The 21,996-nt window shown below is 42.8% G+C and carries 19 protein-coding genes and 1 pseudogene; 11 read left to right on the top strand and 9 right to left on the bottom strand.

All coding sequences use genetic code 11. From position 1 onward, the window contains the following. The first annotated feature begins 27 nt into the window (after positions 1–27). Positions 28–963: a tRNA dihydrouridine synthase gene (locus ACFQ0V_RS01725; RefSeq protein ID WP_381009052.1), complete on the top strand. Its 936-nt coding sequence runs from the start codon at positions 28–30 to the stop codon at positions 961–963. 76 nt (positions 964–1,039) lie between these two features. Here ACFQ0V_RS01725 and ACFQ0V_RS01720 read toward each other — a convergent pair whose 3' ends face one another. From ACFQ0V_RS01720 to ACFQ0V_RS01700, 5 genes are all read right to left on the bottom strand, one after another. Beyond that, on the bottom strand, positions 1,040–1,180 hold the full coding sequence (locus ACFQ0V_RS01720; protein ID WP_381009050.1) for a hypothetical protein: 141 nt from the start codon (positions 1,178–1,180) through the stop codon (positions 1,040–1,042). Between the two features lie 5 nt (positions 1,181–1,185). Continuing rightward, positions 1,186–1,437: a PH domain-containing protein gene (locus tag ACFQ0V_RS01715; protein WP_381009020.1), complete on the bottom strand. Its 252-nt coding sequence runs from the start codon at positions 1,435–1,437 to the stop codon at positions 1,186–1,188. Between the two features lie 77 nt (positions 1,438–1,514). Next, positions 1,515–4,598, bottom strand: a complete 3,084-nt coding sequence (locus ACFQ0V_RS01710) for an AAA family ATPase (RefSeq protein ID WP_381009018.1) — start codon at positions 4,596–4,598, stop codon at positions 1,515–1,517. Positions 4,599–4,739: 141 nt separating this feature from the next. Beyond that, entirely contained in the window at positions 4,740–6,026 is a 1,287-nt protein-coding gene (locus ACFQ0V_RS01705) for an arsenic transporter (RefSeq protein WP_381009017.1), read from the bottom strand. A gap of 16 nt (positions 6,027–6,042) precedes the next feature. Beyond that, complete coding sequence (locus ACFQ0V_RS01700) at positions 6,043–6,372, bottom strand: ArsR/SmtB family transcription factor (protein ID WP_381009015.1); 330 nt, start codon at positions 6,370–6,372, stop codon at positions 6,043–6,045. Positions 6,373–6,530: 158 nt separating this feature from the next. Between ACFQ0V_RS01700 and ACFQ0V_RS01695 the strand changes: the two genes are divergently transcribed. Then, complete coding sequence (locus ACFQ0V_RS01695) at positions 6,531–8,330, top strand: sigma-70 family RNA polymerase sigma factor (RefSeq protein ID WP_381009013.1); 1,800 nt, start codon at positions 6,531–6,533, stop codon at positions 8,328–8,330. 450 nt (positions 8,331–8,780) lie between these two features. On the opposite strand, the pseudogene ACFQ0V_RS13265 reads toward ACFQ0V_RS01695, so the two are convergent. Beyond that, positions 8,781–9,098, bottom strand: a pseudogene (locus tag ACFQ0V_RS13265) (methyl-accepting chemotaxis protein); the annotation flags it as partial. Between the two features lie 799 nt (positions 9,099–9,897). Between ACFQ0V_RS13265 and ACFQ0V_RS01685 the strand changes: the two are divergent. Then, positions 9,898–10,968, top strand: coding sequence for a hypothetical protein (locus ACFQ0V_RS01685; protein WP_381009009.1), 1,071 nt, complete (start codon positions 9,898–9,900; stop codon positions 10,966–10,968). A gap of 195 nt (positions 10,969–11,163) precedes the next feature. On the opposite strand, the gene ACFQ0V_RS01680 is transcribed toward ACFQ0V_RS01685, so the two are convergent. Beyond that, complete coding sequence (locus ACFQ0V_RS01680; protein WP_381009007.1) at positions 11,164–12,369, bottom strand: IS256 family transposase; 1,206 nt, start codon at positions 12,367–12,369, stop codon at positions 11,164–11,166. A 155-nt stretch (positions 12,370–12,524) separates the two neighbouring features. Continuing rightward, positions 12,525–13,484: a hypothetical protein gene (locus ACFQ0V_RS01675; protein ID WP_381009005.1), complete on the bottom strand. Its 960-nt coding sequence runs from the start codon at positions 13,482–13,484 to the stop codon at positions 12,525–12,527. Between the two features lie 198 nt (positions 13,485–13,682). Between ACFQ0V_RS01675 and ACFQ0V_RS01670 the strand changes: the two genes are divergently transcribed. The 3 genes from ACFQ0V_RS01670 to ACFQ0V_RS01660 all read left to right on the top strand — a co-directional run bounded on the left by ACFQ0V_RS01670 (position 13,683) and on the right by ACFQ0V_RS01660 (position 15,902). Further along, a complete protein-coding gene (locus tag ACFQ0V_RS01670) occupies positions 13,683–14,231 on the top strand; it encodes a sigma-70 family RNA polymerase sigma factor (RefSeq protein WP_381009004.1) in 549 nt (182 codons plus the stop codon). Then, entirely contained in the window at positions 14,212–15,267 is a 1,056-nt protein-coding gene (locus ACFQ0V_RS01665) for a DUF4179 domain-containing protein (RefSeq protein WP_381009002.1), read from the top strand. Before ACFQ0V_RS01670 ends, ACFQ0V_RS01665 begins: the two co-directional genes overlap by 20 nt. 137 nt (positions 15,268–15,404) lie before the next feature. After that, positions 15,405–15,902, top strand: coding sequence for a hypothetical protein (locus tag ACFQ0V_RS01660; RefSeq protein WP_381009000.1), 498 nt, complete (start codon positions 15,405–15,407; stop codon positions 15,900–15,902). Between the two features lie 268 nt (positions 15,903–16,170). Here ACFQ0V_RS01660 and ACFQ0V_RS01655 read toward each other — a convergent pair whose 3' ends face one another. Next, positions 16,171–16,527 carry a hypothetical protein gene (locus ACFQ0V_RS01655; RefSeq protein WP_381008998.1) on the bottom strand — a complete coding sequence of 119 codons (357 nt, stop codon included), beginning with the start codon at positions 16,525–16,527 and terminating at the stop codon, positions 16,171–16,173. Between the two features lie 393 nt (positions 16,528–16,920). On the opposite strand from ACFQ0V_RS01655, the gene ACFQ0V_RS01650 reads away from it, so the two are divergent. From ACFQ0V_RS01650 to ACFQ0V_RS01630, 5 genes are all read left to right on the top strand, one after another. Next, positions 16,921–18,120 carry a CaiB/BaiF CoA transferase family protein gene (locus ACFQ0V_RS01650; RefSeq protein ID WP_381008997.1) on the top strand — a complete coding sequence of 400 codons (1,200 nt, stop codon included), beginning with the start codon at positions 16,921–16,923 and terminating at the stop codon, positions 18,118–18,120. After that, the gene (locus tag ACFQ0V_RS01645; protein ID WP_381008995.1) at positions 18,121–19,032 is read left to right on the top strand and encodes a hydroxymethylglutaryl-CoA lyase; all 912 of its coding nucleotides are present in this window, start codon (positions 18,121–18,123) and stop codon (positions 19,030–19,032) included. It abuts the gene before it with no gap. Continuing rightward, the gene (locus tag ACFQ0V_RS01640) at positions 19,029–20,075 is read left to right on the top strand and encodes a TRAP transporter substrate-binding protein (RefSeq protein ID WP_381008993.1); all 1,047 of its coding nucleotides are present in this window, start codon (positions 19,029–19,031) and stop codon (positions 20,073–20,075) included. Before ACFQ0V_RS01645 ends, ACFQ0V_RS01640 begins: the two co-directional genes overlap by 4 nt. 66 nt (positions 20,076–20,141) lie before the next feature. Further along, positions 20,142–20,639, top strand: a complete 498-nt coding sequence (locus tag ACFQ0V_RS01635) for a TRAP transporter small permease (protein ID WP_194562024.1) — start codon at positions 20,142–20,144, stop codon at positions 20,637–20,639. Next, complete coding sequence (locus tag ACFQ0V_RS01630) at positions 20,636–21,910, top strand: TRAP transporter large permease (RefSeq protein ID WP_194562023.1); 1,275 nt, start codon at positions 20,636–20,638, stop codon at positions 21,908–21,910. Before ACFQ0V_RS01635 ends, ACFQ0V_RS01630 begins: the two co-directional genes overlap by 4 nt. Positions 21,911–21,996: the final 86 nt, after the last annotated feature.

The following is a 21,996-nucleotide window of genomic DNA, read 5'->3' as shown; positions in this document are numbered from 1 at the left end:
CCGCGTCCTTTTTTTATTTTAGCACCGATGGAAGATGTGACCGATGTCGTCTTTCGTCACGTCGTAAGCAAAGCGGCTCGCCCAGACGTCTTTTTTACAGAGTTTGCGAATTCAGAAAGTTACTGTCATCCAGATGGCAATGCGAGTGTGCGAGGACGTTTGACGTTCACAGAAGACGAACAGCCGATCGTCGCACACATTTGGGGAGATAAGCCACAATACTTTCGAGAGATGAGTATCGGGATGGCGAAGCAAGGGTTCCGTGGCATCGATATTAATATGGGGTGTCCGGTTCCGAACGTCGCTGGTAACGGTAAAGGAAGTGGCCTCATTTTGCGCCCGGAAGTGGCCGCGGATATTATTCAAGCAGCGAAAGCAGGCGGCTTACCCGTCAGTGTGAAAACGCGTCTCGGCTATACAGACGTCGAGGAGTGGAAACCGTGGTTGACACACGTATTACGTCAAAATATCGCCAATTTATCGATTCATTTACGGACGCGAAAAGAGATGAGTCAAGTGGCCGCGCATTGGGAACTCATCCCAGAAATTAAAGCGCTCCGAGATGAAATTGCGCCCGATACGTTACTGACGATTAATGGCGACATCGAAGACCGTGCGATGGGGATGGAACTTGTCGAGAAGTATGGCGTGGACGGTGTCATGATCGGCCGTGGTATTTTTAAAAACCCATTTGCGTTCGAAAAAGAGAAAAAGGAGCATACGAGTGAGGAGTTACTGCAATTATTACATTTGCATCTCGACTTGCACGACCGTTACTCTGCCGAACTCGAACCGCGTCCTTTTAAAGCACTCCACCGCTTTTTCAAAATTTACGTTAAAGGGTTCCGCGGAGCAGGTGGCTTGCGTCACGCTCTCATGAGCACGTCTAACACGGATGAAGTACGCGAGATGTTGAAACAATTTCAAGCGCAATCTGATAGTTCAGACGAATCATTTGAATAAAAGCATCCACTTTTACTCCACGTCTTTTCTAAAGGACGGGGAGTAAGAGTTGGATGCTTTTTGTATGCGCGGTCATTTAAGGTTTCGTACTTGTATTTAGGAGAAGGGAAAGGGGGATCTCAATCGTTTCATTATGACGTCGTAACGCTTCGACAAATCCTGCTTTATCTTTCGGTGATACGATGGCGATATCGTACAACCCGTACGCAATTTCAATGCGATCTAGCGATAGGATAGCGCAGGACCTGCTAAAAGTGTTTTCGACAGCGTTAATTTTTTGATGTCAGCGATCGGAATCGTACTTTTAAATGGACCTGAGCGAATGATGAGTTGTTGTTCTATTATTTCATAACCTGTTTTGAACCATAAAAAACTGATAAACGGAATGAAGGCGATGATGACGACATACCCTGTGATGCTCGGATGAACGATTACGTCCCATAGGAGTGAGGCATTCGCTCCCCAAATAATCAAACCTAATAAAATGCTTCTTTTTGATGGAAAATATACGATAGTCCCTCCTTCCTCTTCCTTATCACATGAAGAAGTATTTATGATCGATGCTCTGTCGCTTGTCGAATGACAGTTGGATGAATGATGTGGAATTGATCCGGTGTCGCATTTGTATCTACGAGCCATACTTTATGTTGTCGAATGATGTTTTCACTCATATTTCGAGCGGTCCGTCCATTCGCTCGTAAGGAAGTAGGTAAAGTAGCGTAATATGTTTCGACAGCCTCCTGCATGATCGTTTCATCAAATGTCCATTGAGCCTGAAGTTGCTGAATGACGATGCTCGCTACTTCTTCTGGTGTATAATCTGGAAATTCGATTTCATAAGGGACGCGAGAGCGAAGACCGGGATTCGTATCGAAAAAGTCATGCATCTCTTTCGTATAGCCTGCCAAAATAACGATCCATTGATCCCGGTAGTTTTCGAGTGCTGTCAATAATGTTTCAATCGCTTGCCTTCCGAAATCGTGCTCGCCTCCTTGAGCGAGTTGATACGCTTCGTCGATAAATAAAACGCCCCCCATCGCCTGTTGAATGATCGCTTCCGTTAGTTGTTCGGTATGCCCGACATGAGAGCCGACGAGATCGGACCGGTTGACGGAAATGACTTGGCGAGTGGGCAAAATGCCGATCGCATGGAATAGAGAGGCGATGAGGTGAGCGACGGTCGTTTTTCCTGTCCCGGGGTTACCGATAAATGACATATGGTAGGTCCCCGTTTCGAATTCCATTCCTTGAGCGTGCAGTTGTGTATTAATTTGAGCTTCTTTTCTAAGCGTATCGACAAATTGTTTCACATTTTGTAAGCCTGTTAATGCGTGCAAGGCGGCTGTAATTTCTTCAATTTTCATTTGAGGGTCATCCGAATGTTGTTCTGTCATCGTATAAAGGTCTTCCCGCGTAATCGTTTGAACATCTACGTCATTCGTCTCGATGACGCGATTGGCCATCGTCATGATGAGCGTCTGATTAAAATTGCGTACCCATCGCGCATTACTTTTATCGATACTTCGTGCATATTCTGTTTGTACGACATGTGCGTAAGTAGCAGTGTCTACAGTGTACGCTTGCCTCGTTAAATCGAGAAGGCCGATTTGAACGATTTCTTCCGGTGTATAGTCGTCGAAATAAAACGTATTCGGAATGCGTGAACGCAATCCAGCATTGACTGATAAAAATTGTTGCATATCTTGTTCATACCCTGCAAAAATAATCATGAAGTCATCGCGGTGGTCTTCCATAAATTTTAAAATCGTTTCAATCGCCTCTTTACCGAAATCATTCCCTTGTGTCGAGTATAGTGTGTAAGCTTCGTCAATGAACAAAATGCCACCTTTTGCACGTTGAAGCACTTCTTCCGTTTTTAAAGCGGTTTGGCCGATAAATTCACCGACTAGGTCTTGGCGGGACACTTCAATTAATTTCGTTGAAGGGAGGACGCCATGTTCATGTAAGGTTTGGGCGATGACACGTGCGATACTCGTTTTCCCTGTTCCTGGGTTACCTAAAAAGAGAGAGTGCAAGACGAGCGGTGTCGTTTCGAATCCATTTCTTTGACGCATTTGATGAAATTGGACGGTATGAATAAATTGTTGCACTTGTTCTTTTAAAGATTTGAGTCCGATAAAGTCATGTAAAGAAAGGGTCGGTTTTATTTGTTCTTGGGACGCGACTGTCGGACGGAATAATTCGCTCGTTTCATCTACATAAACGCTGTCTGTTTCATAGCCGTTAAAAGTCGTCCCCTCGTCATAATGAACAACGCTTTGTTTGATTGCTTCTATTATGTATTCGCCATTCCCTTGTATGTCACAGGCTTCAATCGTAACCGTCGCTTCATCTTCTGCGAAAATTTGAAGATAGTCCGATTGAGCTGAAAAAGTACAATTTGTTAAAGACGCTTTCGCTTGTTCGCGCACCCAAAAAGCGAGTTGATGTTCATTCGTGAATGTACATCCTTCGAAATGAAAATCACTTTGCCCACTCAACGCAATATTCGGAGAAATATGGTTGAAAAACGTGCTATTTCGAATCGTTCCTTTGGATCGGTTGTTGCTAAAAATACCGTGGCTTTCACTTTCATAAACTTCGCAACGCTCCAAGAGAAGGGTGGCGTCTTCGTCTACAAAGACGTTAGAGTGAGGGTGTTGATAAATAAAGCTATCCATTCCTTCAAGTTGTGCCCCTGTATGAACGTAAATCCCTTCCGCTTGTCCTTCGTAAATGTGACAACGCGATAATGTGATAAAGGAGTTTTGACCACCCGTTGCAATTTGGGCGAAAGCATTATGATGGACGTGACAATCTTGAAGTTCCGCTTGCGCTTCGTCCGTTACCCACACACCGTTTGCGACAGAATGTGAAATCGTCGTTTGTTCGAGAAGAGGGTGTCCGCCTGTAATACTGATGACGTTTGAATTTTGGCTTGTCGTCAATTGGCATTCTTTGAAGTAGCCTCTCCCTTCTGATTGTATGAGGGCGTTATGTTGGGAGGCTTGTTGTAAAAGACAGTGATGAAACTGAGGATTCGCTTTTGTCTCAATGAGCACATTATACGTGCTTTGTTCAATAGTACAATTTGTAAAGGTCCCTTTTCCTCCATTAAAAACAAACACGCCAATCGATTGATTTGCACGGATGACGCATTGATGAAATGTAGGGTTTGCTCCATTCCCGATACCGACTCCGTTATGGCGACATTGTTCAATGAGGCACTGTTCTAAGTGGACTTCGTATTCTCCGTGATTGCAATAAAGGCCACTATGATAGACGGACTGAATCGTGACGTGTTTCATATGAACGGATAAATGATGGTGTTCGGGTGTATAAATGACGACAGCATCGAAGTTTTGAGAGGAATCCGTATGGTGGATAAATAATTTTTCTAGTTGAATATGTCCACTTTTGATGCTGATCGTAGAACCGCTATCTGTCGTAATCGTGACGGCTCCTCGTCCGACAAGTCGTACATCTTTTGTGAGCGTGAGTGCTTCGTGATACACGCCTTCTTCAATATAAATCGTTGCTCCAACAGGAGATGCATCAAGCGCTTCTTGAATCGTCTTATATTTTGAAAACATCTTTTGAGATACGACAATGTCCCCTTTTAAAAAATGAAACAAAACAATCCCTCCACTTTACATTTTTCCTTTTATCATACAGGATAGTAAAATCGTCTCGCAATAGTGAATGTGCAATTTTTTCATGGGAAAGTGGAAGAATCAAAAAGCTTCCATTCTCGATGAAAATGGAAGCGCGATACGTTAAAACATGATAAATGTTAAATATAGTCCACATAAAGTGATGAATAAAATCGGAATCGTTAATAGTAAGCCAACTTTCATGTATGTGAGCCATGAGAGGCGGACGCCGTGTAATTTCAAGACATGAAGCCAGACGAGTGTCGCGAGTGAGCCGATCGGTGTAAATTTCGGACCGAGGTCGGAACCGATGACGTTCGCATAAATGAGCGCTTCTTTCATCACACCAGTCGTGCCGCTTTCTTCAATGGCGAGCGCGTGAATCATGACGCTCGGCAAATTGTTCATGATCGAAGATGAAATGGCTGCTAAAAATCCTCCTCCGATCGTCGCTGTAAACAAACCGCCTTCTGTGAGAGATTGCATCATGCTTGCGACTTGTTCAGTAAATCCAGACTTCCCGAATCCGTAGACGACGATATACATACCGACCGAGAAGATGACGATCGCCCAAGGAGCTTCTTTGACGACGCGACGTGTATGGACGACGTCGCTCTGTTTCGCGACGAGTAAAAATACAATCGTCGCCGCGCCAACGATGAAGGAGACCGGAATGTGGAGCGGTTCACTCACGACATAACCGATAAGTAATACGCCGATGATCCACCAAGAAAAGCGAAATAGTCGTTCATCTCGAATCGCTTCTCGTGGCTCGCGCAAAGACGCAACGTCGTACTGTTTCGGTAACTGTTTCCAAAAGTATAATGTTAAAACGAGCATCGTAGCGAGAAGTGAAAAGAAATTTGGAATGATCATGCGTATTGCATATTCGACAAATCCGATTCCGAAAAAGTCCGCCGAAACGATGTTCACTAAGTTACTAATGACGAATGGGAGAGAAGTCGTATCCGCAATAAAGCCACTCGCCATAATAAAGGGAAAAATGGCTGCCTCTTTCAACTGCAAATGGCGCATCATCGATAAGACGATCGGTGTTAAAATAAGGGCAGCCCCATCATTGGCAAAAAGAGCCGCGACAATCGCACCGAGTCCCATCAAAAGTAAGAAGAGTAACAGTCCGTGCCCCCGTGCTAAACGAGCCATATGAAGCGCGGACCATTCAAACATGCCAATCTCATCTAATAAAAGTGAAATTAAAATGATGCCGACGAAAGCGAATGTCGCATTCCAAACGATGTCCGTGACGAACCAAACATCTGCCCAATCGACGACCCCGAATGCGAGGGCGACGAGCGCACCGATTGTGGCGGACCACCCGATCGATAACCCTCTCGGCTGCCAAATGACAAATAGTAATGTCATGATAAAAATGAGTGATGCAATGAACATAGCGAGCCTTCTTTCTTCATTCGCACAACAAACGGCGCTTTTCCGTAGTTAGCGGTTCGAGCGTGTTTGCGATGGAAGGTAATGTTTGGATAATGTGAAGAATGAGCGGATAGAGCGGGTGCGTGTGTCGTAATGAATAATATACCCATTTTCCTCGTCGTTCTTCAGTTACGATGGAAGCTTCTTTCAGCCGTTTCATATGTTGACTAATAGAAGGCTGGCTCATGTCGAGTAAGGCGACGAGTTCACAAATACAAAAAGCGTCGTGGACTAAATAAGAGACGATACGTAAGCGCGTTTCTTCTCCGAGCGCTTTCAAAACATGTTCTGTTTCTAAAAATGTCATCGGTTTATTCCTTTCATATGCGTTATAATTGATTTGATTTTAATTTAGAGTACTGTAAAATATGATAATTTAAAATTAATAAATAAGCAAATGATTATTTGATAATGAATTGTAACCTTTTCAAAAAAAGAAGTCTCTAATAAGGGAGGAGGGATAGAATGGAACGATGGATTCAACGAGCAAAGAAAGGGGACGAAGCCGCTTTTTCACAACTTGTAACACCACTTCGCATGCGTCTACTGTACAAAGTATTGACGATTACGAAGGACTGGGAAATGGCAGAAGATGTCGTGCAAGAGGCGCTTTTTACGAGTTATCAGAAGCTCGAGCAATTGAAAGAAGCCCGCTATTTTGAAACGTGGGTCATGACGATTGCGATTCGACTAGCGTATCGGCACGTCCAAAAAGAGCTAGAGACAATACCTTTAGAAGAAAGTATGATCGCTAGCATCCAGCATGAAAACGAGCGGGAAGAAGTGCTCGTCCTATTGAAAGAGCTGCGAGAGAGTGAAGCGAGCCTATTACAGACGTATTATTTTTCAGGTTATTCCATAAGAGAAATTGCCGAGCATTGGGAGTTGTCCGAAAGTGCCATAAAGACGAAATTACACCGCGCACGTCGAGCATTTCGTCGTGTATACGAACGTCAACGAGGAGGAATTGAAATGACAGAAGAGAAAAGGCTACAACGACAATACGAACGAGCGAAAGAGATCGCAGGAGTCGCAACACCTCCAACCATTATCGATTACGATGAGGAAGAAGGAACGTATGTCATCGGTTGGGAAGAAGACGTCATGCTGACATTGACGAAAGAAGGGCGACTCCAAAGCTATGACCGAGAAGTGGAAGTGACGGGGAAACAGCAGTCGCTTGAACCATTGCGCCGCATCGCTGAACAGTGGCTCGTTGCCCATATCGGTCCTGTCTTTTCACAATATCGAGCCGAGCGCTTCGTTGCGCGAAAAGAAAGCGTGACGTTTTACTACGAGCAAGAAGCGGGCGGACTCCCACTTCCATATAGTGGTTGTTATGTCAAAATAACAATAGATGGACAAGTTTCGGGGTGCTATCATTATGGTGAAGTAACAATTCCAGAAGTGAAAGACATCGTCCAACCGTCTGCCATACGCGAACATGCTGCCCGTCACGTCACTTTTGAAAAAGTGATCGATGAAGGAAGATGGGTGTATGTAGCGCGTAATGAAACGTATCGAGCAGATGTCGCAACACCGACTCTTCTCTACAATTGGGACATGGAAGACGAGCCGTCAAGTCGAGCGATGTCCATCGTTTGGCCGAAAAAAACGCCGCTCAGCTGGCAACAAATGCTCGGTGTCGACAAAGCACGCATATTGCGCACGCGCGAAGAACCGAAAGCAATCATCTACGGTACACCGCGAGAAAGACCGAAAGATCCGATGTCGTTTGAAACGTATTTTCAAGTGCAAAGTGCGGAGACGGTGAAAGTGACCATTGATGAAGAAACGAATTTGCCGAACGGTGCTTTTTCTTTTCGACAAGAAAAGGGAGAAAAGACGTGGACGGAAGAAAAGCGTCACGAGCGAGCGCTCCATTGGCTACAAGTCGTCATCCCTCACGCTGTACCTTCCTTAGTCGAAATCGAACGTGAATTTTTAGATGAACCGTACGTCTTTCATTGGGTGAATGATAGAGGAGATCACTTGGCGCGTCTTTCCGTTCAAGTGAGTGAAGTGACGGGAGCGGTGACGTACTATGCAGGTACTACACTTACAGCAGATGAAGCGCAACAGTTAACGGAGGCAGAAGTGTGGAGTGAAGAGGAAATACGGGCTGACTATGTGAATCGCATGAGCGTTACAAAACGATGGGAACGAGTAGAAGGAGCGTATGTATTAGTGTATGACATCGTTGATCAATCGACGAACCAACCGCTCGAACGTTGCGACGCACTCACTGGAAAATGGGAAAGCTAAAAGTTTTATAATAATCGTATGTGAATGAAAGAGAAGAAATTTATTTTTCAAATAAAACAATGGTACGAGGCGTATCGATACGTTTTGTAACGTTACGAAATGGTACGTTACGAAATCTATCGTTACGCCCGTATCGTTACGTTTTGTAACATAGCAAATCGTAACAAAATTCCGTATCGTTATGTTTTGTAACGTTATGAAATCGTACGTTACAAAACGTTACCCTTAATAATACCATTCTTAAAAATTACCAAGAGAAGATATAATAATCTTTATCCGTCATGGATCTTATACACGTAGAGAAATGAAGATGAAAAAGAAAAAGTTGTCCAGAAAAAAGAAGAGAGGCGTAATGTAACGGGTGAAAGAAAAAACAAAGGAGATGATGAAGATGATGAAAGACACAAAAAACGCCTACGAAAGATGGATTCGTAAGCGTTTCGGATGATATTACTTGACCATTTCTTGTAAAAAATCATTCATTTCGGCACTCAATGTATTCAAGCGCTCGATAATGTCACTGAAATCTTGAACGAGTGTCGCTTGTTCATTCGATGCTTCAGCGATTTGGCCCATATTCGTTTTTAAGTTTTCCATATTATGTTTAATATTCGATAAAGAATCTTCAATTTGTCCCGTTGCCCCTGCTGTTTGAAGTGATAATTTACGAACTTCTTGCGCAACAATACTGAACCCAGCACCGTGTTGACCGGCACGTGCTGCTTCGATTGCCGCATTTAATCCGAGTAAGTTCGTCTGTTGAGAAATGCTTTTAATTAAGCTCGTAATTTCATTCGTTTTTTCAGAGTCTTTTAACGCATGTTCTGATTGTTCACTCATCTCTTCACTCGTTGCTGATAATTCTTCTGAGTGCGCTGCGATAATGTGAACGCGATCTTGTAAAGAATCGATAATGCCTTGCATCGTGTCCATATATTCTTTTAATTGTTCTTCATTTTCAACAGGAAGTCCGATTGCCAATGCTCCGACGACTTCACGACCTTCTAAAATCGGGAAAGCGAATGCTTTAATCGGAACACCGTACACACTACGATCGATATAAACGTCCGCATTTCGACCGCTAAACGCGATGTATACATTGTCATCCCCTGGATTGACACGTTCTCCGTCTCGATACCCTGAATCGACACGGCGTCCAGGTAAATAACGTTCGACTGTGTCTTTTTTCTTATCTGCGACTGCCACAATCGCCTCGCCTTTCAACACTTTATGAATGTAAGGGGCTGCGATGCAAAGCGCATCTAATGTACTCATCGTTTCTGTCATCATAATTCCTTCTTTCCGTATTAGTTTCGATTTGAATAGTATACCATCGTTTGAGTGAAAAGTATCAGTTTCCAATAAAAATCTATAAAATATACATAGATTTGAAGTGATTATAAGATTTTTTTGGAAAATAAGAATAATGATTTACCCGATCACAACCTGTCTTCTATTTAGAAGGTAGGTTGTTTTTTTATGTAACTACACAAGTGTTGTAAATTTGGTACAATATAAGACAAAATATGAGAATTTGATTGATGGTAGGAAGATGGGAGGATTTTGAATGTTTTATCAGTTTTTAGAAAAAGAAGATTTACAGCTCGCTCAATTTTTAGAGGAGTTGGAGCTTGCGGTATTCCAAAATCCGCGTGCTTTGTTGACGCATAGTCGAACATTGATTGAAGTTATTTTTCAAAAGATAGATAAAGTAGAAGGAATCGAACGACCTTTTGGATTTAAATTGGTAGATCACTTAAACGACCAAAGCTTGTATGAAATGCCAAAAGCGGTATATGAGGCGTGTGAAAAAATTCGTTTAGCAGGGAATAAGGCGACGCATCAAATTGAACAAGTGTATCTCGTTCAGTCGTTGATTGTATGGCGTCATATTTATGATGTTATGCATTGGTATACGGAAACTTATTTAAGCCCGGACTTAGAAATGCCACCCTATTGCGATCCGAAGATGAATGATGTACTTCGCACGTTAGAAATCGGCGAATTGACATTGCGTTTAGAGCAATTAGAAAAGCAATTGCAGGAAGGGACCGATCACACGGAAGTTGTGCCTTTAGAGCAGGGGGTAACATTGCCAGGGATGACGACGGTTCGCACGCTCACTTTCCGAGAAGAGTCGATCGATATTCCGTACTTTTTACGTGATGCCCTTTTACTGCCTCAACGTTTTGAAAAGAGTGAATCGTATCTCATCGCTTTAAATAACAAACAAGAAGCGCGTTTCATGAGTGAATTGCCGTATTCTTTGGACGAACTCCACACGCGGACCCCTCGTCGCAAACAAGAGCATACCGCCGTTTTCGTCGAAGAGTTAAAGCACTTTATCGAAGAGGAAATTAGAAGAAAACAAGTGCGTGCAGACCGTCAAGGAGACGGCGAGTTATTGTTGTTTTACGAAGGCGAACAACTCGTCATTACGGAAAGGCGAGCTGCGATTCAAATTGATGACGAACTGTTACCGCGCTCTCCGAAACTCGTTGAACATTTACAACGCGACGGCATTACAAGCGTCGGGTTATTACCGAAAGAATTCGTCCTCATCGGCAAATACGACCAAATCGGCCCCCAACGCGTAAGAGATTTCTGGGAGATTTTGAAGAAAACTGGGAGAGAGTAATAATACGTATAAAATCAATATAATCAACAATTTTAAATATTAAAAAAAGCATGAAATCAGCAGTTTTAATTTGGGTACTGTCAATATTTTTGTGTAAATGATGATTCACCCGTTCAAGGGAACTCATCACCTGTGTATTCAATTGTACTTGTTCGAAGTGTTGATTTGAGTGTGTAGGAAAGGGCTAGCCCTTTCCTACAGCGCTGGCGCGGCCAGTTCGTGCAGCTGCTCAAACATCTCTTCTAGCTCCGCACGGGCCTGATTGAAGCCAATGTGGCAACGTGTGGCGAAACGTTGATTGTAGTCTTCGAACTGCGTCACTAAAAAGCGTTCCAGTGATTCTTCGTTTGGGAATTGTTCCTTGCGCTTTGTATATTTTTTAATTTGCTTATTGAATGATTCAATCAGATTTGTTGAGTAGATGCTTCGCCAAATCGCCTTTGGAAAGCCGTAAAACGTCAGTAAATAAGGGTTTTCGAGTAAGCCTTGTGCGACCTTTTTATACGATTTGCCCCATTTTTCGCAAAACGTCTCGAGCGATTCTTTCGCTGCTTCGGCGTCCTTTGCCTGGTGAATCGTTTTAAAATCTTCGCACACTTCCTTGCGATCTTCTACGCGTACTTTATGCATGATATTGTGTGCGACATGGACAAGGCACACTTGGTATTTCGCCTTCGGAAACACCGTGAAAACAGCGTCTGCCATGCCTTTTAAGCCGTCTGAGATGAATAAAAGCACATCTTCTACTCCACGGTCTTTCAGCTCTTCTAGTAGCTCCTGCCAGTTGTAAGCAGACTCCGTTGGGGCAATCGTGTAAGCAAGCACTTCTTTCGAGCCGTCTTCACGAATACCAACCGCAATATAGACGGCTTCTTTTGACACCGTATCACGACGCACGGCAATGTATGTCGCGTCTAAATACACGCACACGTAGCGATTGTGCAACGAACGATTATTAAACGCTTCTACCGTTTCCGAAACAGCTTTTGTCATATTCGAAATCGTTTGCGGCGTATAGTGATGCCCATACATTTTCTCGATTAATTGCGCAATTTCCGCCATCGTAATGCCTTTTTTGAACAGGTGAATGACCGTTTTCTCCAGCGTATCGTTCGAGCGCTTATACGGTGCCACTGTCTGTTGCTTGAACTCACCGTTGCGATCACGCGGGATTTGAAGCGTTAAATCGCCGTACTCCGTGTGAAGTGTACGCGAATAAGACCCATTGCGAGAATTGCCTGAGTTGAACCCGATACGATCGTATTTTTCATAATCCAAAAATTCCGTTAGTTCTGTCGCCAGTAGCGAGTTGATCGCCATTTCCAAGTGCGAACGAAAAACCTCGGTAATATCTTGTTTTTTCACTAGTGCATCGACAATTTCTGTTGTAAATTGATTCATAGGGAGACCTCTTTTCTAGGATTGGTTATGGTGACTTAATTCTACCAAGAAAGGGGCTTCCTTTTTCTATGGAATTTTCTATTTACACAAAATATTTTATACTCTCTTAATTTGATTTCATACTTTTCTAATTTTTGTTTTATATATTGAAAAAATTATCGTTCAATCGTCATCGATTGTAAAATTTCGGCGATGATTTCGGGGTTTCCTTTCGGCACTCGTTTTTTCGTGACCGTTTGCAACACTCGCTCGGTCGCTTTCGTCATAGAAGCATCGCTATCTTGATGCCAATGAGAAGGGACGTCGTACACATTCACCGTTCCGTCTCCGTTACTATGATACGTCACCATGCCGACTGCGGTAAATTCTCCGACTAAAACGACGACATCTTCAGGGAAGACGAGGCTCGTATCTTCAATGTACGGATTGACAGGCGTTCCTTTTTCGTCAAATAGGACGGTGAGGGGCGGTGCTGGAGAAGTGTTCGTATATTGATGCCACATACGCGCATATTCGATTTCTTCTGGAGCATATCCAGGAAAAAGAACCGCATCTCCTGGCGCATTCATTTCTTTTAAATATTGTTCTTCTTCACGCCAAGATTGTAATAAGTCATGTTGTCCTTGACCGTACTGGAACACTTCTTCAATCGATTGTTTACTGAAGTAATCGTCGAGCGATTCAATATAAGGAAGCTGCGATAAAATGCCTTTTCCTGTCGCTTTCAGAAAAGTTCGGTCGAACAGGTCGAACGAATCTTCTGTAATGCTTGAAAGTGTGATCGTCGTTTCATCTTGTAAGTGAAGGGTTAATGTTTGTTCATCTTCCATTGTGACAGATTCAATCGGTGCGTACGCATAAGAGTCTACACTGATGATGCCACACATTAATGTTTCTTCCGTCAGTTCACATACGGTCAAACCATTGCGCTCTTGTGCGTAGCCGAGCGTTTGTTGGAATAACGCGATCGCTTCCTCTTCTTTCGATGTTTCTTCTTCTATTTCCGTCGTTACTTCTTCTACTTCTTCAAGTTCGACGGGGTCAGTCTCCGTGTTGCATCCACTGAGTGTTAAAATTGCAAAAGCGATGAATACCATTGTTTTCGTCCATTTCATATTGAAAGCCTCCTTTACATTTCTTTCCTGATTGTATCAGATGAAGAAATGTTCGAATAGCTTTCATCATAGCGTACATAACGTGTTATGTTTAACCCATTTTGAAACCATTTGAAAAAAGATTTATTTTGTTGATAGGTTTTGGAGAGTTGCATCGTTATATAGAGTGAAAAGCGCTTTTCGAATAGGAGGAAACCGATGTTAACGAATCGACAACTGCGGCGTTTGGCGCGCCAAGATGAACGGCTGTTGCCTGTCGTTATCGATGCATACGGGCCGTGGGTGAAGGCGATTTGTTATCGCATCGTGGCTCCGATTGCAGGCACTTCCGCTGTGGAGGAATGTGTCAACGATGTATTTTTACGAATTTGGACGAAGGCACCGACATTTGACGGCACGCCGGAACAATTTAAAGGATGGGTCGGGCAAGTGACGAAGTCTGTCGCGATCGATTATTATCGCAAAGTTCAACGCCAATTGGAGCGAGAAGCTCTTTATGCCGATATTCCAGAAACACCCGTAGAAGAGAACGATGATTCTTTTCATGAGCAAATTGCGACATTGTCCACGATCGACCAGCAAATTTTTAAGATGAAGTATGAGGCAGGGTATTCCAGCAAAGAAATTGCACAACAATTGCATTTGACGGTCGCGAGTGTTGACAATCGCTTGTCCCGTGGACGCCGACAACTGACGGTAACTTTACATCCGCAAAGGAGAGATGACGATGCCACACCAACCTTTTGATGATTTAGATGTTGAACAAATTGAACCGATGGAGATGACAGATATGGAAAAGAAAAAAATAGAACGTTATGTGAGAGCGGAAGTCCCGACAAAACGACGTGTCGGCGTGATTGGACGCGTCGCAGCAGCTGCGGCAATTTTAACGACGAGTGTCGTTGGCGCAAGCTTTATGTCCCCAACGATCGCGTCGCAAATCCCGTTTATGGAAAATGTCGTTTCGCTCTTTGACCAAAATGAAGCGAAAAATGAACATGCGACGATTATCGGACAAGTGAAAACGTCCAATGGAATATCGACGATGGTCGACCGTGCGATTTTCGATGGAAATACGGTGACGATTTATTTCGCGGTTGAATTAGATGAGCCGGTTCCAGGAGCGGTTGGGTTGCAGCAAGGAGTCGGAAATTTACAAGTGAAAAAGTCGAGCGGTATGGCGGGAACGGAACATATTGAAAAAATTGATGACTTGCACTATATCGGCATGATGGAAATGACATTGTTCGACCATGACGCTCAGGCAGCTTCTGTCGTATGGGATATGGAGGCGTGGGAATTTTACAATGCGGATAATGAAGTCATTAAAACGGTCGATACGGATTGGAAGATGGCCTTTTCAGTAGAGGCGGAAGAAGCGACGACAACGACAGTTATGGAACGCTCTTCTGTGGAAGGCGTCGATGTCATTTTAGAATCGATGACACGCACACCGATTTCGACAAGCTTACATGTGAAAACTGTCGCTTCAAAAGAAGCTCGTGAAGCATTGCCCCCTTTACAAGGGATTGCGTACAGTTTATTCGGGGGAGAAAAATTGATCGAAGAATTGAACATGTTTAGCCCGACATTCCGCGTCGTAGATGATTTAGGCAATGAATATGTCGTGTCAGGAGGAGCGGGAACGATGGAAGGAGAAGGACCGATGTATTCTCTTTCAACATTTGATCCGATTCACGAGGATGCGAAAAGCTTAACGATCACACCTATTTTAATCGAACGCGACATGCAAGAAATGCCAAGCATTACGATTCAGTTATAAAAGTATAGGAACATCTCACGTCATTCGATGTGGGGTGTTTTTTGCATGAGTGAATGTAAATTTTCTGTAAATTCCATTGTTTTCAATGATTTATTTCGAAAAATCTGACAATATAGAGAGGAATAGGAGGGGAAAGTATGAAAATCGTTTTATTGTTTATTTGGAAATATGTAGGGATTCCTTTTATTGCAATATGGATTATCTTTTCTTTGCCGCTTACAGAAGATATGCAAGCGATTCTTGTTTTCTCTGTACTCATCATCGTCATTTTGTCACTCGTCGTACCTCCGATTGTGAGAAGGCTCGTCGGAAAGTTTGGTGTACAAGCGCTCGCTTATATCGAAGCATCTAACAGGAAAAACGCGTACATTGCAGCGCACGTCATCCAATTTGATCGGGTAGATGCCGAACTGTTAGTCATTGAAGAGAACGGGGAACAATTTAGAGCGAAAGCCCGAATTTATATAGAAGAGTGGGAGGCAAGAACATTCGGTCCGCATCAAAAAGCAATCGTCCGTTATTTGCCATTTTATAAAAAACGAGTCGCTTTCGACATCATGCATTATTCGAAAAAACGAGAGGAAGTTTTAAAGGAGTTTTATAAAAAGAAGAACGCTCAAAAGTCGCGAACGTGAAGGGAGTATAAAAATACTAAGACCTTCGCACAAAAAAACCGTTCATGTATGGAGTTTTTATGAAGTGAAAGAGAAAACTTGCAAGAAAAAGGGAAATGAGACACAATATGTAGTGATAGAGGAAGTGTTTCGTGCTGTTTTATACTCAATTTCAGTTTCAAGTCTCCCTCTACTTAGAGGGAGTGGGTTGAAATATCGCAAAAATTAATGGTGCCCCGATTCCTCAATGTACAAAATCCTGTCCGCTTCATGAGCGAACAGGATTTTTTTATTCGAGCGGGCCATCGTAAAGCAAGCCGTCTTTCGTCAAATGCACAAATTTCACATGATTTTTTGAAAGAAGGGCGATGCTTTTATACATGTCTTGTCCATCGACTGACCAAAGGATGATGCGTTTATGTGAACTTTCTTCAATAATTTTAGAAGGGATCGCATCGTCGATTCCGAGCTCTCGTAATTTTAAAGCTTCCGCTCGCTCTTCTGAAACATTTTCACGAGGTGCATCCGATACCTCTTCTTTTTCGACAATTTCTTGTTTTTCAACTTTGACCGGTGGCGTCGGTTCCGCTTGTTCAGAACAGCCGAACAATAACAAGCCACCGAGTAATAATCTGTATTTTCTCATATCGATTTCCTTCCTATGATAAATGTATACGTACTGTAACGAATATGAAAAGGAGAAACAACTGCCGTCCCTTATTCTTTTAAGAAACAGTTCCTCTGTCGTAGAATTTTTCCAACATTTATAGAATGAAAAGAGACTCGCCATTATTTTCTAAAAGTAATAATCCGATAAGAAATGATATATGACTTATTTTTACAAAGAAAATTATGGAATGAAAAGATTGATATGTCAGGGGAAGAGGAATTATTCATTTTTGTTTTTTCATTTATTCGATTTGAAAATAGAAAGGAAAACGACTGTTGACTTTACTATTCGCATAATTTATTATAGTCATTATGTTCTGAAAATTTAGATAGAACTTAAGAGACAATGTTAGGGGGGGGGAGAAGTGGCATGAATGAAAAACCGCTAAAAGGCATTACAATTGTTGAGTTAGGGAATTTAGTAGCGGCTCCTTTCGCAGGGAAGATTTTTTCGGAATTCGGTGCGACAGTAATTAAAGTAGAGCAACCGAAGACGGGAGACCCTCTGCGAAATTGGCGTGTCATGCATGACGATACATCAGTTTGGTGGCATGTACAAAGCCGCAATAAAAAATCAATCACTGTGAATTTACGAGAGGAAGAAGGACAACAAATCATCCGCGATCTCGTAGCGAAGAGTGATGTCGTACTAGAAAACTTTAAGCCTGGCACGATGGAACGCTGGAACTTAGGTTATGAAGATTTAAAACGAGTAAACCCATCGATTGTGTTAACACGCATCTCAGGATATGGACAAACAGGCCCTTATCGTGAAAAACCAGGATTCGGAAGTGTCGCTGAAGCGATGGGTGGATTGCGTTATTTGACAGGCTATCCAGATCGTCCTCCAGTACGTGTCGGTGTCGCAATTGGCGATATGATTGCAGGATTGTATGCGGTCGTCGGGACAATGTTCGCTCTCCGTGCTAGAGACATTCATCCAGAAAAGCTCGGCCAAGAAGTCGATGTGGCATTGTATGAAACGGTATTCTCATTATTAGAAGGAATGCTTCCTGAATATGATTTAACAAATATTGTGCGAGAACGTACAGGTAGTACACTGCCAGGGATTGCGCCTTCTAACACATATTTATGTCGCGATGGCAAGTATGTTGTCATCGGTGGGAATGGCGATCAAATCTTCAAACGTCTCATGATAGCGATTGGCCGCCCTGATTTTGCAGAAAAGTCAGAATATTCTACAAATCAAGGTCGTGCAGACGATGTCGAAACGATTGACGAAGCAATTGAAGCATGGACGAAGCAATATACATTAGAAGAAGTACAGCAATTATTAGACGAAGTAAGTGTACCGGTCGGACCCATTTATAGCATCGCAGATATTATGAAAGATCCGCATTATATTGCGCGCGAGATGTTGCAAAAAGTGGAACTAGCAAGCGGTGAACAGTTAACGGTTCCGGGAATCGTTCCGAAATTATCGCGTACACCAGGGACATTAGATGCGACAGGCCCTCGATTAGGAGAACATAATGATGAAATTTATGAAGAGTTTTTAAACTTTACGCTAGAAGATTATAAACAATTAAAAGAGCGAGGCATCATTTAAATGACAGCAGTAGAAATCATTGATGTAAGCCCGAGAGATGGACTGCAAATTGATTCACGAATCGCATCGGTGGATGAAAAAGTGACATTAGTTGAACGATTAGCGCAGTCTGGCTTACGTCGTATTGAAGTGACGAGTTTCGTTCATCCAAAATTCGTCCCACAAATGGCTGACGCGACAGAAGTAATCGCACGTGTGACGCAAATTCCAGATTTACAAACGATTGCGCTCGTTCCGAATTTAAAAGGATACGAACGTGCGAGGCAGACGGAAGTGTCGGAAGTGAACTGGGTAAGTGCAGCGACAGAGACATTCAATGCTAAAAATATCGGCCAAACGAAAGACGAAAATTTTCATCAATTTCAACAAATGCTCCGTCTAGCAAAAGAAGATGGAAAGCGCACAGCATTTTCGATTGCGGTATCCTTCGGTTGTCCATACGAAGGAGAAACAGATCCGCAAGCAGTTCTTGACTTGGCGGAGCGGGTTCTTGCAACAGATGTGGACCGGTTGATGATTGCGGATACGATCGGGATTGCGATTCCGACACAAATTGAAGCACTCATGCCCGAACTCGTTGAAATGACAGAGAAAGCTGGAAAAGAATTATCTTTACACCTTCATGATACGCGGGGATTTGGGATTGCGAATGCGTATGAAGCGTACCGCATCGGTGTGCGTTCATTTGAAGCTTCGGCGAGCGGAATCGGAGGCTGTCCATTTGCGCCAGGAGCCGCGGGCAATATTGCGACGGAAGATCTGGCGTATTTATTTGAGCGAATGCAAATTGATACAGGATTGCAGATGGACCGTTTAATCGAAGCTGCTAATGTAGCTGCTTCTTTATCAACGAAAACACCATTAGGAAAAATAAGACCGATTTACAATCGAGAAAAGGGGAATGACCAATGAAAAAAATGTGGCAATGGGCATTGATGCTCGTACTCGCAACGGTATTAGCAGCATGTGGCGGAGGCGGCGATAAGCCGAAAGAAGAAACAGGAAAAGAAAACAGCAAAGGGGAGTCTGAAGGCTATGAAGAAGCACGTATTCGACTCGCGTACAATTTACCACAAGATCACCACATTTCAATCGGAGTAGAGAACTTTGCGAAAGAAGTAAATGAACGTTCTGGTGGTAAAGTGAACATTCAAGTGTATCCAGCAGGACAATTATTGAGCGATAAAGATATGAACCAATCGATTTTATCGGGTGGAGTAGAGATGGGGATGAACTCATCTACATTATGGGCTTCGACTGTACCAGCGATGGGCATTTTCGACGTCCCTTACGTATTCAATAACTACGCGACAGTCGGTGAGTTATTACAAGGTGAATTTGGAGATATTTTACGCGAAGAGATGGAAGCAAAAGGAGCATATCCTTTAATTTTCGCAGACTACGGATATATGCAGTTCGCGAATAATAAACATCCTTTAACATCACCAGAAGACTTCAAAGGGTTAAAAATTCGAAGCATTGGAGATTTACCATCTGAGTTGATTCAAGCGTACGGCGCTTCACCTGTCTTTATGGGTGGCGGCGAAGTGTATATGGCTTTACAACGTAAAACAGTAGACGGTGCAACGAGTGGTACGACAGCGATGTTGCAACGAAAATACGAAGAAGTAACGGATTATTTAACAATTAATAACTATGCATACCTCGAGTTTTTACTTGCGGTGAACGGTGAGTTTTGGAATGGTTTGCCTGAAAAGACACGGCAATTATTGACGGAAGTCGCAGCGGAAACGGAAACATGGATTCGTGAACAAGCCGAGAAGGAAGATGCAGAATCTGCAAAACAATTAGAAGAAAAAGGAATGGAAGTGTACGTTGTTCCTGAAGATGAATTACAACAATGGATTGACGCATCTGCACCTGTACGAGACGTCTTCGTACAAACAGCAGGAGAAGTCGGACAAAAATTGTTAGATTTATCCGACCAACAATAATCGAGCAACGGCATGTAGCAATCGCTGCATGTCCGTTCGCTTTTCATAGAGGAAGGAGAATAGAATGTGAAAAAAGTGTATCAATTATTTGATCAATTATTGTATATTGGCGCCTACCTTGCTGGAATTTTAATTTTATTGACGACGATTATGACATTTTATGAAGTCGTTTCACGTTCGTTCTTCCATCAGCCAACGTCTTGGGCGACAGAATTATCCATCTATGCCATTATCGGAAGTTGTTTTTTAGGAAGTGCTTACGCGGTTCGCACGTATTCACATATTACGGTCGATTTGCTTGTGAACAATGTCAGTCCGAAAATGAAAGTTGTTTTAGCTTATGTGACGAATAGTTTAGGCCTTATTTTTAGTTTAATTTTCACATTATATAGTTTTTACCACGTTCAAAAAACGTATGAGCTCGGTGTAACATCTGCTTCTTTATTACGAATTCCGATGTACATACCGGAGTCGTTTCTCGTCGCAGGGGGCGCTTTATTAATTATTGCGTTTACCCTACAATTAATCGATGGTGGGGAACATGAAGGAGGCGAGCATTTATGAATTTCTTCTTCACAGGTGGGTTAACATTATTGCTCATTTTAGGATTACCTGTCGCCTTCACCCTTAGTTTGCTTGCGGTAGCAGGGATGTACTTCTTTGATGGTGGAACATTTGCCTTTGCGCAAATTCCGATCATCTCTTATAAATCATTGGATGATTTTTCTTTGACAGCTTTGCCGATGTACGTCTTGATGAGTCAAGTGCTCGTCATTAGTGGTGTCGGTCGTGATTTGTACGATATGGCAAGCTCATGGTTCCGCCATTTACCTGGAGGACTTGCTATTGCGACGATCTTCGTCTGTACGGTATTTTCCGCAATTTCAGGCTCTAGTGTAGCAACTGCGGTAACAGTCGGTTCTGTAGCATTGCCTGAAATGGTTCGCCGTGGTTATGAAAAGCGTCACGTGCTCGGATTACTCGCAGCAGGAGGAACGCTCGGTATTTTAATTCCACCGAGTATTCCGATGATCATTTATGGATCCGTAACAGGAGAATCTGTCGGTAAATTATTTATTGCGGGTATCGTACCTGGTATTATTTTAACATTATCATTCATGGCTTTCTCAGCTTTCCAAACGCGTCACATTCGCGATGAAAAAGCGACATGGAAAGAACGCATGCAAGCTTCTCGTAAAGCGATTTGGGGCTTGATTTTACCAGTCGTCATTATCGGTGGTATTTACAATGGAACGTTCACGCCAACGGAAGCTGCGGCAGTTGGGGTTGTCATTAGCTTCGTCATTGCGATTTTCGTCTACCGTACGATTAATTTAGCAACGATGAAAGAGATTTTACTCGCAACGGTGAAGACGAACGCGATGATTTTATTCATCATTGTCGGTGCGATGTTGCTCGGATATATTTTAACAATTTTACAAATTCCACAAGATATCGTCAATTACGCAACAGGCTTAGACATTTCACCTTGGGTTATTTTCATCTTTATTAATATCGCGCTTTTAGTGCTCGGAATGTTTTTAGAAACGGTTTCGATTTTAGTCATTACATTGCCGATCTTATATCCGATTGTCATCGCATTAGGATTCGATCCGATTTGGTTTGCGATCATTATGGTCGTTAATATGGAGCTTGCCCTCATTTCTCCGCCAGTCGGCTTAAATTTATTCGTACTAAAAGGATTGGACAAAGAAAATACCATTAGTGAAATCGTAAAAGGCGTCGTTCCGTACGCTGCGATTATGGTTATTTTTATCGTCATCTTGTCAATTTTCCCAGAAATTGCGACAGGCTTAATTGACAATGTCGATTAAATGAAAGTAAAAAATGTCACACGTGTTGATTAACCAAAATCATCCAATATCTATTTGATAAAGTTCGCGGTGGAATTCGACTATTT

Origin of the sequence: Savagea faecisuis (assembly GCF_042675605.1) — a bacterium.
GTDB lineage: Bacteria > Bacillota > Bacilli > Bacillales_A > Planococcaceae > Savagea > Savagea faecisuis.
Note: the sequence above shows the minus strand (reverse complement) of the source record. Positions and strands in the feature narration are given on the sequence as shown.